This is a genomic window from Pseudoxanthomonas taiwanensis (genome assembly GCF_010093135.1).
Lineage (GTDB): Bacteria > Pseudomonadota > Gammaproteobacteria > Xanthomonadales > Xanthomonadaceae > Pseudoxanthomonas > Pseudoxanthomonas taiwanensis.
Genome location: NZ_PDWK01000003.1, coordinates 33,392 through 46,575, shown reverse-complemented (window position 1 = coordinate 46,575; position 13,184 = coordinate 33,392). Strand labels below are relative to the sequence as shown.

The window sequence follows — 13,184 nt, the reverse complement described above, 5'->3', positions numbered from 1 at the left end:
GAGATGCCCAACGCCTGACGCATGCCGCCCCACCATCCCCATGGTGGCGGGATCCTTACGATCCGCGCCCACAGCTGCAGCGATCACCCGCATGCACTGGGGCGCGACCGCCAGCCGCCTACTCAGCGCTCGGCTTCGACCTTGAAGCGGAACAGATAGTCCTCGCCAAAAAGAAGAAAGGCGGCCCGAAGCCGCCTTTCCTTTGATCCAACAGGAAGCCGCGATCAAACCCCCACAGGGTTCGCCTTCTCCGGATCGATCTTGTACAGCTTGATCGCCCTGGCCACGTCCTTGCCGGTCATCTTGCCCTCCTTCGCCAAGGCCGCGATCGCGGCGTGGGCGATGTAGTAGCGGTCCACCTCGAAGAAGCGGCGCAGGTTGGCGCGGGTGTCGGAGCGGCCGAAGCCGTCGGTGCCCAGCACGGTGTAGTGCATCGGCACGAAGGCGCGGATCTGGTCGGCGAAGCCGCGCACGTAGTCGGTGGCGGCGATGGCCGGGCCCTGGCGGCCTTCCAGCAGCTGGGTGACGTACGGCTTGCGCTGCGGCTCCTCCGGGTGCAGGCGGTTCCAGCGCTCGGCGGCGAAGCCGTCGCGGCGCAGCTCGGTGAAGCTGGTGCAGGACCAGATGTCGGCGGTCACACCGAAGTCCTTGTCCAGCAGCTCGGCGGCAGCGATGGCCTCGCGCAGGATGGTGCCGCTGCCCAGCAGCTGCACGCGCAGCTCGCCCTTCTTGGGCTTGCCGGCGTCCCTGAGCAGGTACATGCCCTTGACGATGCCCTCCTCCGCGCCCTCCGGCATGGCCGGGTGCGGGTAGTTCTCGTTCATCAGGGTGATGTAGTAGTACTCGTCGACCTGCTCCTCCAGCATGCGCTTCATGCCGTGCTGGACGATGACGGTGACCTCGTAGCCGAAGGTCGGGTCGTAGGCGCGGCAGTTGGGGATGGCGCCGGCCAGCAGGTGGCTGTGGCCGTCCTCGTGCTGCAGGCCCTCGCCGTTGAGCGTGGTGCGGCCGGAAGTGCCGCCCAGCAGGAAGCCGCGGGTGCGCATGTCCGCCGCCTGCCAGGCGATGTCGCCGACGCGCTGGAAGCCGAACATCGAGTAGTAGATGTAGAACGGCAGCATCGGCACGTCGGACACCGAGTAGCTGGTGCCTGCGGCCATCCACGAGGCCATGGCGCCGGCCTCGCTGATGCCCTGCTGCAGCACCTGGCCGGCCTGGTCCTCGCGGTAGTACATCAGCTGGTCGGCGTCCACCGGCTTGTACTTCTGGCCGAACGGCGCGTAGATGCCGATCTGGCGGAACAGGCCCTCCATGCCGAAGGTTCGGGCCTCGTCGGCCACGATCGGCACGATGCGCGGACCGATCTCCTTGTCGCGCAGGGCGATGTTGAGCGTCTGCACGAAGGCCATAGTGGTGGAGTAGGCGCGCTCGCCGCTCTCCTTGAGCAGGCGCTCGAACTTGTCCAGGGCCGGGACCACGAAGCTCTTGCTGGCCTTGCGGCGGCGCTGCGGCAGGTAGCCACCCAGCGCGGCGCGGCGCTCCTTCAGGTACTGCACCTCCGGCGAATCCTCGCCCGGGTGGTAGAACGGCACCTGCGGCGCCTCGGCCAGCTGCTTGTCGCTGATCGGGATGTTGAAGCGGTCGCGGAAGGCGCGGATGGCCTCGTCGTCCAGCTTCTTGGTCTGGTGGGTCGGATTGAGCGACTCGCCGGCCGAGCCCATGCCGTAGCCCTTGACCGTCTTGGCCAGGATCACGGTGGGCATGCCCTTGGTGTTCACCGCGGCGTGGTAGGCGGCGTAGACCTTGTGCGGGTCATGGCCGCCGCGGTTCAGGCGCCAGATGTCCTCGTCGGACAGGTTGGCGACCATGGCGCGGGTCTCCGGATACTTGCCGAAGAAATGCTCGCGGGTATAGGCGCCGCCGAAGGCCTTGCAGTTCTGGTACTCGCCGTCGACGGTCTCCATCATCAGCTTGCGCAGCACGCCGTTGGTGTCGCGCGCCAGCAGCGGATCCCAGTACGAACCCCACAGCAGCTTGATGACGTTCCAGCCGGCGCCGCGGAAGACGCCTTCCAGCTCCTGGATGATCTTGCCGTTGCCGCGCACCGGGCCGTCCAGGCGCTGCAGGTTGCAGTTGACCACGAAGATCAGGTTGTCCAGGCCCTCGCGGCCGGCCAGCGAGATGGCGCCCAGGCTCTCCGGCTCGTCGGTCTCGCCGTCGCCCAGGAAGCACCAGACCTTGCGGTCGGACGGCTCGATCAGGCCGCGGTGCTCCAGGTAGCGCATGAACTGCGCCTGGTAGATCGCCGCCAGCGGGCCCAGGCCCATGGACACGGTCGGGGTCTGCCAGAAGTCCGGCATCAGCCACGGGTGCGGGTAGGACGAGATGCCGCGGCCGTCCACCTCCATGCGGAAGTTGTCCAGCTGGCTCTCGCTGATGCGGCCTTCCAGGAAGGCACGGGCGTAGATGCCCGGCGCGCTGTGGCCCTGGATGAACAGCAGGTCGCCCGGGTGCCCGTTGCCCGGGGCACGCCAGAAGTGGTTGAAGCCGACGTCGTACAGGGTCGCGGCCGAGGCGAAGGAGGCGATGTGGCCACCCAGGTCGCCCGGCTTGCGGTTGGCGCGCACGACCATCGCCATCGCGTTCCAGCGGATGATCGAGCGGATGCGCCACTCCAGGTCCGCATCGCCCGGGGACTTGGCCTCCAGGTGCGGCGGAATGGTGTTGATGTACTCGGTGGTCGGCGAGAACGGCAGGAACGCACCGGAGCGGCGGGTCAGCTCGACCATGCCCTCCAGCAGCCGGTGCGCGCGCTCGGGGCCATCACGGTCGATGACCGCCTTGAGCGACTCGATCCATTCCCGGGTTTCGGTCGGGTTCGGATCGTCCTCGAGAACCTCGTTCAACCAGTTCATATCACTCCCATACCGCGCGGGGGGCCGCGGCTGCAAAACCGACACAAATTCGTGGACTTGGGAGTTTAGCGCATGGCGGGGTGCGCCCATCTCGCTACGCAGGCGTATGTGGGCACGTGCAAGCAGGCGGCCGCGCAACCGTGACGCGGGTGGACCGGGCAACCGGATGCTCCGGTCCGGCCAGGCCGCAACCGCGCCGATGCAGGCGCCGCCTGCGATGGCGCGGGATTGTCCACGGGACACTGCACCGCAGCATGGAAACGCGTCATGACGCGCTCCCCGGGGCCACGTACCGGCCGTCGCCACCGGCGCGGAACGAACCGTTGCGGCACCCGTGACGACGGAGCGGGTGCGCGCTCCGGCCGTCGCGGACGTGACGGCTCCGGCGCGCGCCCGCCCGTGCACCTTCTGCGCCCGTGCACGGAGCGCCGGATGGGCGCTCATGGTTTCACCGGCAATGCCCGCAGGCGCACACGCGCCGGCATCAGGGCCGCATCTGCACGGCCGGAGGGTCGGTCGGCCCTTCGGGCGCGGACGGGACGGCCGGGCTCTCCAGCCTGCGGGTGGTCACGGTGCCGGCCTCGCCCGAAGCCGCAGCGGTGAATCTCCGGGAACAGCGACAGCGTGGATCGGCCCGCGGCCAGGCCCGGATGCCACTCGGCCCGTGGCATCCGGGCCCCGATCACGGTGGCGACCTCGACACCCGCGGTGAACAGGCGGACTCCGGTATCGTCCGGGAACAGGGCGGCGCGGAAACGCCCGCACCTGTCCAGGCGGCCGCGGAAGGTTGCCGAACGGGCGCAGAACTCCGCCGGCCACGCCCCGGAAGGCCTTGTGGTGGAGGTACGCGCGCCGGCATCGAGGCCTGCACGGGCGCGTGCCGGGGCGGCGCAGTCGACCGCCTTCCCCGCCGCCACGTCCCGGTACATGCCATCGATGGCGTCGCCGAGGGCCTGGAAGCGGTGGCCACCGGAGCAGGCGGCCACCAGCCCGGGCTCGGGCCCCGTCACCACCACCGGGCGGTTTGTACCGACCCCGTTGTAGTCCTTTTTCCAACTCGCACAGGAAAAGGCCCCGCCGAAGCGGGGCCGTATTCCGAGGCCACCGGCGCCGGACCGGTCAGCCGTTGTTGCGGCCTTCCTCCAGCTGCTGGCGGATCTGCGCGTCCACCGCGGCAATGGCCGTCATGTTGACGATGCGGCGCGGGGTGGCGCTGTTGGTGAGGATGTGCACCGGCTTGCTGATGCCCATCAGGATCGGGCCGATGGCCACGCCCTCGGTGAACACGCGCACCAGGTTGTAGGCGATGTTGGCCGCGTCCAGGTTCGGCAGCACGAACAGGTTGGCCCGGCCCTTGAGGGTGCTGTTGGGCATGATCTTGCCGCGCAGCACCTCGTCCCAGGCGGTGTCGCCCTGCATCTCGCCGTCCATGTTCAGGCGCGGAGCGCGCTTGCGCAGCAGCTCGCGCACGCGCTGCATCTTCTGCGCGCCCGGGGTGTCGTGGCTGCCGAAGTTGGAGTGCGACAGCAGCGCCACCCGCGGCTCGATGCCGAACAGCTTCAGGCGGTAGGCCGCCTGCAGGGTGGCCTCGGCGATCTGCTCGGCGGTGGGATCGTCCTGCACGTGGGTGTCCAGGAAGAACCACACGCCCTGGTTGTTGATGACGCCGGTCATTGCCGAGGTGGACTGCACGCCCGGATCCAGCGGGATCACGCTGCGCACGTAGCCCAGCTTCTTGTGGAAGCGGCCGACCATGCCGGTCAGCAGGGCGTCGGCCTCGCCGCGCGCCACCATCACCGCGCCGATCAGGGTGGTGCGCGAGCGCATCAGGGTCTTGGCCGCGGCCACGGTCACGCCGCGGCGCTCGGTCAGCGAGTGGTAGTACTGCCAGTACTCGTTGAAGCGCGGGTCGTTGTCCTGGTTGGTGATCTCCACGTCCACGCCCGGGCGGATGCGCAGGCCCAGGCGCTTGATGCGGTTCTCGATCACCTCGGGGCGGCCGATCAGGATCGGGAAGGCCAGGCCCTCGTCCACCACGGTCTGCACCGCGCGCAGCACCACCTCCTCCTCGCCCTCGGCGTAGGCCACGCGCTTGCGGTCGGCGCGCGCGCGGTCGTACACCGGCTTCATCATCAGGCTGGTGCGGTAGACGAACTGGCTCAGCTTCTCGCGGTAGGCGCGCATGTCCTCGATCGGACGCTGCGCCACACCGGAGTCCATCGCCGCCTGCGCCACCGCCGAGGACAGCTCCACCAGCAGGCGCGGGTCGAACGGGCGCGGGATCAGGTAGTCGGGACCGAAGCTGGGCACGTCGTCGCCGTAGGCGCTGCCCAGGTCGGTGGCCTCCTTGCGCGCCAGCGCGGCGATGGCGTGCACGCAGGCGATCTTCATCGCCTCGTTGATGGTGGTCGCGCCCACGTCCAGTGCGCCGCGGAACAGGTACGGGAAGCAGAGCGCGTTGTTGACCTGGTTCGGGTAGTCGGAGCGGCCGGTGGCGATGATGCAGTCCGGACGGACGCGCCTGGCCTCCTCCGGCATGATCTCCGGGTACGGGTTGGCCAGCGCCAGGATGATCGGGCGCTCGGCCATGGTGGCGACCATCTCCGGCGTGAGGATGCCGCCGGCCGACAGGCCCAGGAAGATGTCGGCGCCCTCGACGATTTCGGCCAGGGTGCGCTTGTCGGTGTCGCGCGCGTAGCGGCGCTTCTCCGGGTCCAGGTCCTCGCGGCCGGTGTGGATCACGCCGCCGCGGTCGTAGGCCAGGATGTTCTCCGGCTTCAGGCCCAGCGAAACCAGCATGTCCACGCAGGAGATGCCGGCCGCGCCCATGCCGGTGGTGGCCAGCCTGACCTCCTCGATCTTCTTGCCGACCACCTGCAGGGCGTTGACCACCGCGGCGCCGACGATGATGGCGGTGCCGTGCTGGTCGTCGTGGAACACCGGGATCTTCATCCGCTCGCGCAGCTTGCGCTCGACGATGAAGCACTCGGGGGCCTTGATGTCCTCGAGGTTGATGCCGCCGAAGGTCGGCTCCAGCGAGGCGATGATGTCGACCAGCTTGTCCGGGTCGGTCTCGTCGATCTCGATGTCGAAGACGTCGATGCCGGCGAACTTCTGGAACAGGACGCCCTTGCCTTCCATCACCGGCTTGCCGGCCAGCGGGCCGATGTTGCCCAGGCCCAGCACGGCGGTGCCGTTGGAGACCACCGCCACCAGGTTGCCGCGCGCGGTGTAGTCGGAGGCCAGGCGCGGGTCACGGGCGATCTCCTCGCAGGCGTAGGCCACGCCCGGGGAGTAGGCCAGCGACAGGTCGCGCTGGGTCAGCATCGCCTTGGTCGCGGTCACCTTGATCTTGCCCGGACGCGGCGAGCGGTGGTAGTCGAGGGCGGCCTGTTTGAAATCTTCTTGTTCGGACATCGAGACAGGATTCGACGGCGCGGGAGGGGCATCGATTCTAAGGCTTTCCACGGCGGCCGCGGCGCCCGGCCGCCGCCGCGGTGCGTGTGCGGCTGCAGCAATCCGGCTGCAGGATGCAAGTGCCGCCGGTCCCGGAGCAGGCGTGTTGGCACTCACATGCGGGACGGCGTCGGCGGGCCGGGCCGCCACCTGTGGACGCGGGACCGCCCGGCCCCGGATCATTGGCGGTCCTGACGGAAACTCCCAGGCAGCCGCGGCGCCGCACGGACGCCCCGTGCGGACGGGAGGCCGCGTCCTCGCGCGGGCCGGCGGCCCGGGCGTTCCCGTCGCCCGTTCTCCCCCCACCGAGGTGTCCCCCCGATGATCCAGCTTGATGCCGTGCAAACCGTGGCCTTTGGCGGGCTGGCCCTGTTCCTGGGCTACGGTCTGTGCCGGGCGATCCCCGTCCTGCGCCGCTACAACCTGCCCGAGCCGGTGGTCGGCGGCCTGCTGGTGGCGCTGGCGTCCTGGTGGGCGTTCCGCAACGACGTCACGCTGTACCAGCTGGACACCTCGCTGCAGTCGCCGCTGATGATCGCCTTCTTCACCACCATCGGCGTCAACGCCAGCCTGTCGCTGCTGAAGGTCAGCGGCCGCCAGGTGCTGGTGTTCCTGCTGCTGGCCAGCGGCTTTGCGGTGCTGCAGAACCTGGTGGGCATCGCCGTGGCCAAGGTGTTCGGGCTGCATCCGATGTTCGGCGTGCTGGCCGGCTCGGCCACCCTCACCGGCGGCCCGGCCACCGGCCTGGCCTTCGCCCCGCTGTTCGAGGCCGCGGGCCTGCAGGGCGCCGAGTCGCTGGCGGTGACCGCGGCCATGGCCGGCATCGTCATGGGCGGCGTGGCCGGCGGCCCGGTGATCACGGTGCTGCTGCGGCGCTTCCACGTGGTCAACCCCAACGCCGGCTGGCAGGCGCCGACCCCGGTGGCGGACCTGGCCACCGGCCAGGCCGTGCACGTGGAGTCCGACGCCCAGCGCGAGTTCCAGGCGCTCAAGAGCATCATCCTGATCCTGGTGGCGATGTGGGCCGGCTCCTGGCTGGGCAAGGGCTTCGACGCCCTCGGCCTGACCCTGCCGGCCTACATCGGCGCCATGCTGGTCGGCGCGCTGCTGCGCAACATCGACGACTTCACCGGCTGGCTGCGCATGTCGGTGCACACCATCGAACTGATCGGCAACGTCTGCCTGGCCCTGTTCCTGGCCGTGGCGCTGATGAACCTGCGCCTGTGGGAGCTGGCCGGCATGGGCCTGCCGCTGGTGGTCAACCTGGTGATCCAGGTGGCGCTGGTGGCGCTGTTCGCGGTGCCGGTGTTCTGGGTGATGGGCCGGGACTACGACGCGGCGGTGATGGGCGGCGGCTTCATCGGCTTCATGCTCGGCACCACCGCCAACGCCATGGCGGTGATGCGCACCCTGGTGCAGCGCTACGGCGTGGCCCCGCGCGCATTCCTGGTGGCGCCTCTGGTGGGCGCCTTCTTCATCGACTTCACCAACGCGCTGATCATCACCGGCTTCATGAACTTCTGGCCGATGTAGCGCCCACCCTTCCGGATCCCTGCCATGTCCTCCTCCCTCCCCGGCGGCGAAGCCGCCATCGCGGTCGTCGGTGCCGGCGTGGTCGGCGTGGCCACGGCCTACGCCCTGGCCCGCCGCGGCGCCCGCGTGGTCCTGGTGGACCGCGCTGACGGCCCCGCGCAGGGCGCCTCCTTCGCCAACGGCGCCCAGCTCAGCTACGCCTACACCGACGCGATGGCCGGTCCCGCACTTTGGAAGCAGCTGCCGGACATCCTCGGCGGGCGCGACGCGGCCTTCCGCACCCGGCTGGCGGCCGATCCGGACTTCCTGCGCTGGGGCCTGGCCTTCCTGCGCAACGCCACCCAGGGGCGGCTGGAACGCAACACCCTCAACACGCTGGAGCTGGCGCTGGAGTCGCAGGCGGCGCTGCACGCGCTGCTGCAGCGGCATCCGCTGGAATTCCACCACCGGGTGGCCGGCAAGATGCACCTGTACTTCAAGCCGCAGCCGCTGCAGGCGGCCGGGCGGATGATGGCGCTCAAGCGCGGGCACGGCGTGCGCCAGGAGCTGCTGGACCCGGCCCGGGCCACCGCGATCGAGCCGGCCCTGGCCGGCGCGCGCGGGGTGCTCGGCGTGGTCCATTCGCCCGACGAGGAAGCCGGCGATCCGTACCGCTTCAGCACCGGCCTGCTGGAGGTGCTGCGCGGGCAGTACGGGGTGCAGGCGCAGTTCGGCTTCGAGCTGGCCGACCTGCGCCGCGAGGGCCGGCAATGGCGCCTGCGCGCGCGCGACGGCCGCGACCTGGCCGCCGCCGCGGTGGTGGTCTGCGCCGGCATCGACAGCGCGCGCCTGCTGCGGCCGCTGGGCATCCACGTGCCGCTGATGGCGATCAAGGGCCATTCCTTCACCGCGCCCTGCGGTCCCAACCCGCCCTCGGCGAGCATCACCGACACCTCGCGCAAGCTGGTGTTCTGCCGGCTGGGCGACCGCATCCGCGTGGCCGGCCTGGCCGACCTCAACCACTGGGATCCGACCCCGGTGCCGGAGCGGGTGCGCGAGCTGGTGGCCATGGCCCGCGCCTCGCTGCCGGAGGCGGCCGACTACGACCGCATCGAGAGCCACTGGGCCGGGCTGCGTCCGGTCACGCCGTTCTCCAGCCCGATCATCCGCACCGCGCGCGAGGGCCTGGTGCTGAACGTGGGCCACGGCATGCTCGGCTGGACCCTGGCCATGGGCAGCGGCGAGCGCGCCGCGGCGCTGCTGCTGGACCGGCGCGGCTGAGCCGCACCGGGCGCGGTGGCGGCAGGTCCACGCTGGCCGATCGCAGCGCCGGCCTCCAGCCCGCCCAGCGGCGGCGGGAGCGGCCGGGCGGGCGCGGCGGCCCCTTGCGCGCCGGCCCGCGCGCGTCGGCCTTCTGCGCCAGGCGCGAAGCCAGGCGGTGGGCGGCGCCGGCCACCTCCTCGCGCAGCTTGAGGTAGTTGGCCAGGCGGCTGGCGTCCAAAGTGCCGGCCTCGACCGCGGCACGCACCGCGCAGCCGGGCTCGCTGCGATGGGCGCAGTCGTTGAAGCGGCACCGCGCCGCCAGCGCCTCGATGTCGGCGAAGCCGCCGTCGGCCAGCTCCTCCTCGCCGGTGGGCTTGAGCTCGCGCATGCCCGGGGTGTCGATCAGGCAAGCGCCCGAAGGCAGGGCCAGCAGCGCGCGGTAGGTGGTGGTGTGGCGGCCGCGCGCGGCGCGCGCGCGCACCTGGCCGGGCTTCATCCGCGCCTGGCCCGGCAGGGTGTTGGTGGGGGTGGACTTGCCGGCGCCGGAGGAGCCGACCAGCACCCCGGTGCGGCCGGGCGCCAGCCACGGCGCCAGCCCCCCGGCCGCGCGCGGATCGCGCGCGACCAGCGCCCCCACCGCCACGCCCAGTGCGGCCACCGAGGCCAGCGCCGAGCGCGCGGCCTCGGCGTTGGCCCCGTCCAGGTCGGCCTTGGTCAGCACCACCACCGGCTGCACCCCGCCGCCGCCGACCAGCAGCAGGTAGCGCTCGATGCGGCGCGGGTTGAAGTCCAGGTCCAGACCGCAGACCACGAAGGCGGTGTCCACGTTGGCGGCGATCACCTGCTGCTGGTAGTGCTCGCCGGCGGCGGCGCGCTTGATCGCGGTGCGCCGCGGCAGCAGGGCGAGGATGCGGCGGCCGTCGTGCAGTACCCAGTCGCCGACCGCCGCGCGCTCATGGGCGGGCACGCCGTCGGGACGGAACACCGGGCGGCGCATCCACTCGGGCGGGGACTCGGCGCGGAAACCCACCTCCGGTGCCTCGGCCAGCACATAGCCGGTGCGGTGCTGCTCGATCACCCGGGCCGGGCGCGACCCGGGATGGGCGGCGGCCAGGGCCTGCCATTCCGGGTCCTCGGCCGGCCCTTCCCACGGCCAGCCGATCCGGCGGAGGGTGGCGTAGTCGGGGGCGGCATCGGTCATGCCCGGCATTGTATAGGCGGCCGGCCGGGCGACCGTTTCCGGTGCAACGCTTGCGCCCGCCGCGGCCGGTCGGTACGGCGCCGTTGAGGGCGTGACTTTTCCGTTACCATGGCCCGTCCATCCCCGCCGGGCGTGCATCCCATGTCCACCGAACACCCGCTGCGCGTGCGCGAACGCCTGTCCGAGGTCCGCTACGAGATCCGCGGCGAACTGGCACGGCGCGCCCACGCCCTGGAGGCGGCGGGGCGGACACTGATCAAGCTCAACATCGGCAACCCCGGCGCGTTCGGCTTCCGCGCCCCGGCGCACCTGCAGCGGGCCATCGTCGACAACATCGACCTCACCGACCCGTACACCCACCAGCTGGGCCTGCCGGCCGCGCGCGAGGCGCTGGCGGCGACCTACCGCGCGCGCAACGCGCCGCACGTGGACGAGGAGGGCGTGTTCATCGGCAACGGCGTGTCCGAGCTGATCGACATGTCGCTGCGCGCCCTGCTCAACCCCGGCGACGAGGTGCTGGTGCCCTCGCCCGACTACCCGTTGTGGTCGGCGGCCACCATCCTCAACGACGGCCGCCCGGTGTACTACCGCTGCGCGCCGGACAACGCCTTCCTGCCCGACCCGGCGGAGATCGAGGCGCTGGTGTCCTCGCGCACCCGCGCCATCGTCCTGATCAACCCGAACAATCCCACCGGCGCGGTGTACCCGCGCGGACTGCTGGAGCGCATCGTCGCCATCGCCGCCCGCCACGACCTGCTGCTGCTGGTGGACGAGATCTACGACCAGGTGCTGTACGACGGGGCGGTGTTCGAGCCGGTGGCGCCGATCGCCGGCGACCACCCGTGCATCACCTTCTCCGGGCTGAGCAAGGTGCACCGCGCCTGCGGCTGGCGCGTGGGCTGGGCCATCCTCACCGGCGCGCCGTCGCGCACCGCCGGATACCGCAACGCCATGGACCTGCTGTCCGGCCTGCGCCTGTGCGCCAACGTCGCCGGCCAGTACGCGGTGGCCGCGGCCACCACCGGTCCGGACACCATCAGCGCGCTGTGCGCGCCGGGCGGGCGCCTGTACGAGACCCGCCGCGCGGTGGTCGAGGCCTGCGCGGCCAGCGAGCACCTGGAACTGGTGGCGCCGCACGGGGCGCTGTACGCGTTCCCGCGCGTGGTCGGCCCGGCCGCGCGCGGCTTCGACGACCACCAGTTCGCCCTGGACCTGCTGGAGCAGGAGGACGTGCTGATCGTGCCCGGCTCCAGCTTCAACGTGCCCTACCGCGACCACTTCCGGGTGACCCTGCTGCCGCAGCCGGAGGTCATGCGCGAGGTCTTCGTGCGCATCGACCGCGCCCTTGCGCGGCGCGCCGAGGCCGTGACCAAGGTGGTATCGCTGCAGGCGCGGGCCCGGCACGCGGCGGCCTGATCCGGCGATGGCGGCGGGCGGCGTTTCCGGTTCCATGCCCGCGGCGCGCGGCTTCCTGGCCCTGGGTGATTCCTACACCATCGGCGAGGGCGTGGCCCCGGACGGCCGCTGGCCGGTGCAGCTGGCCGTGGCGCTGCGTGCCGAGGGCCTGGACGTGGGCCAGCCGCGCATCGTGGCCACCACCGGCTGGACCACCGCCGAGCTGGCCGCGGGCCTGGACCACGCCGAAGCCGAGGGCCCGCTGGGCGACCAGGCCCTGGTCAGCCTGCTGGCCGGCGTGAACAACCAGTACCGCGGCCTGCCACTGGAGGCGTTCGAACGCGAGTTCGCCGCCCTGCTGGAGCGCGCGGCCGGCTACGCCGGCGGCGATCCGGGGCGGGTGCTGGTGCTGGCCATCCCGGACTGGGGCGTGACCCCGTTCGCCCCCGCCGAGGGCCGCGACCCGGCACAGGTGGCCGCGCAGATCGACGCCTTCAACGCGGTGTGCCAGGCCCAGGCACTGCGCGCCGGCGCGCACTGGGTGGACATTGCGCCGGTCGGCCGCGCGCGCGGCGGCGAGGCGGCGATGCTGGCCGCCGACGGCCTGCACCCCTCGGCGGCGATGTACGCGCTGTGGGCGGCGCTGGCCCTGCCGGCGGCGCGCGAGGCGCTGGCGCGATGAACGCACGGGCCATGGATGCACGCACACCGCTGGATGCCGGCAGCGCGCGGCGCATCGCCTCCGCGTTCCTGCCCGGCACCGTCCTGGGCAACCGCTACCACTACTTCTACGCGCGCGCCAAGCTGCGCAGCGATCCGCTGTACCCGGGTGTGTGCGCCGCCCTGCACGGCACCGCCGTGCCGCTGCTGGACCTGGGCTGCGGCCTGGGCCTGCTGGCGCACGTGCTGCAGGCGGCGGGCCTGGGCCTGCGCTACTTCGGCGTGGACAACGACGCGCGCAAGATCCAGGCCGCGCGCCGCGCCGCGCAGCGCGCCGGCCTGCGCGACGCCGGCTTCGAGACCCTGGACCTGGCCGCCGGGCTGCCGCCGCACCGCGGCAGCGTGGCCATCCTCGACGTGCTGCAGTTCCTGCAGCCGGACCGGCAGGCCGCGCTGGTGGACCAGGTGGCCGGCATGATCGTGGCGGGCGGCCGGCTGGTGATCCGCACCGGCCTGGACGACGGCAGCCGGCGCGCGCGCATCACCCGCACCATCGACGTGTTCGCGCGCCTGGTCGGCTGGATGAACGCCGCCCCGGTGCACTACCCGGAACCGGAGATGCTGCGTGCACACCTGGCCGCGGCGGGGCTGCGCGCGGAGTTCTCGCCCCTGGCCGGCCGCACCCCGTTCAACAACTGGCTGGTGGTCGCCAGCCGCGACTGAGGCCGCGGCCGGATTTTTCCGATAGGCAGGTCGCGGCGGCCCCCGCTAGCTTCGGCACC

7 protein-coding genes and 1 pseudogene are annotated in these 13,184 nt (G+C 71.8%); 5 read left to right on the top strand and 3 right to left on the bottom strand.

Going from position 1 to position 13,184, the window contains the following annotated elements:
* Positions 1-224 precede the first annotated feature (224 nt).
* Both aceE and CR938_RS01265 read right to left on the bottom strand, forming a co-directional pair.
* Entirely contained in the window at positions 225-2,915 is a 2,691-nt protein-coding gene (gene aceE / locus CR938_RS01270; RefSeq protein ID WP_162123272.1) for a pyruvate dehydrogenase (acetyl-transferring), homodimeric type, read from the bottom strand.
* A 1,119-nt stretch (positions 2,916-4,034) separates the two neighbouring features.
* Complete coding sequence (locus CR938_RS01265) at positions 4,035-6,332, bottom strand: NADP-dependent malic enzyme (protein ID WP_162123271.1); 2,298 nt, start codon at positions 6,330-6,332, stop codon at positions 4,035-4,037.
* Between the two features lie 360 nt (positions 6,333-6,692).
* Here CR938_RS01265 and gltS point away from each other — a divergent pair, with 360 nt between their 5' ends.
* Entirely contained in the window at positions 6,693-7,904 is a 1,212-nt protein-coding gene (gltS, locus tag CR938_RS01260; RefSeq protein WP_162123270.1) for a sodium/glutamate symporter, read from the top strand.
* Between the two features lie 24 nt (positions 7,905-7,928).
* On the top strand, positions 7,929-9,164 hold the full coding sequence (locus CR938_RS01255) for an FAD-dependent oxidoreductase (protein WP_162123269.1): 1,236 nt from the start codon (positions 7,929-7,931) through the stop codon (positions 9,162-9,164).
* Positions 9,165-9,231: 67 nt separating this feature from the next.
* On the opposite strand, the pseudogene rsgA reads toward CR938_RS01255, so the two are convergent.
* Positions 9,232-10,347 (bottom strand): annotated as a pseudogene (rsgA, locus tag CR938_RS01250) (ribosome small subunit-dependent GTPase A); the annotation flags it as partial.
* Positions 10,348-10,488: 141 nt separating this feature from the next.
* On the opposite strand from rsgA, the gene CR938_RS01245 reads away from it, so the two are divergent.
* From CR938_RS01245 to CR938_RS01235, 3 genes are read left to right on the top strand one after another with little or no spacing between them, the layout of a single operon-like run.
* A complete protein-coding gene (locus CR938_RS01245) occupies positions 10,489-11,763 on the top strand; it encodes a pyridoxal phosphate-dependent aminotransferase (protein ID WP_162123268.1) in 1,275 nt (424 codons plus the stop codon).
* A gap of 34 nt (positions 11,764-11,797) precedes the next feature.
* Positions 11,798-12,424 carry an SGNH/GDSL hydrolase family protein gene (locus CR938_RS01240; protein WP_211365148.1) on the top strand — a complete coding sequence of 209 codons (627 nt, stop codon included), beginning with the start codon at positions 11,798-11,800 and terminating at the stop codon, positions 12,422-12,424.
* A gap of 11 nt (positions 12,425-12,435) precedes the next feature.
* On the top strand, positions 12,436-13,125 hold the full coding sequence (locus CR938_RS01235) for a methyltransferase domain-containing protein (protein WP_162123266.1): 690 nt from the start codon (positions 12,436-12,438) through the stop codon (positions 13,123-13,125).
* Positions 13,126-13,184 lie beyond the last annotated feature (59 nt).

What these genes read in the sequence shown, in the direction of transcription:
- aceE (WP_162123272.1), bottom strand. Translation starts at nt 2,915, where the DNA reads ATGAACTGGTTGAACGAGGTTCTCGAGGACGATCCGAACCCGACCGAA.
- CR938_RS01265 (WP_162123271.1), bottom strand. Translation starts at nt 6,332, where the DNA reads ATGTCCGAACAAGAAGATTTCAAACAGGCCGCCCTCGACTACCACCGC.
- gltS (WP_162123270.1), top strand. Translation starts at nt 6,693, where the DNA reads ATGATCCAGCTTGATGCCGTGCAAACCGTGGCCTTTGGCGGGCTGGCC.
- CR938_RS01255 (WP_162123269.1), top strand. Translation starts at nt 7,929, where the DNA reads ATGTCCTCCTCCCTCCCCGGCGGCGAAGCCGCCATCGCGGTCGTCGGT.
- CR938_RS01245 (WP_162123268.1), top strand. Translation starts at nt 10,489, where the DNA reads ATGTCCACCGAACACCCGCTGCGCGTGCGCGAACGCCTGTCCGAGGTC.
- CR938_RS01240 (WP_211365148.1), top strand. Translation starts at nt 11,798, where the DNA reads ATGCCCGCGGCGCGCGGCTTCCTGGCCCTGGGTGATTCCTACACCATC.
- CR938_RS01235 (WP_162123266.1), top strand. Translation starts at nt 12,436, where the DNA reads ATGGATGCACGCACACCGCTGGATGCCGGCAGCGCGCGGCGCATCGCC.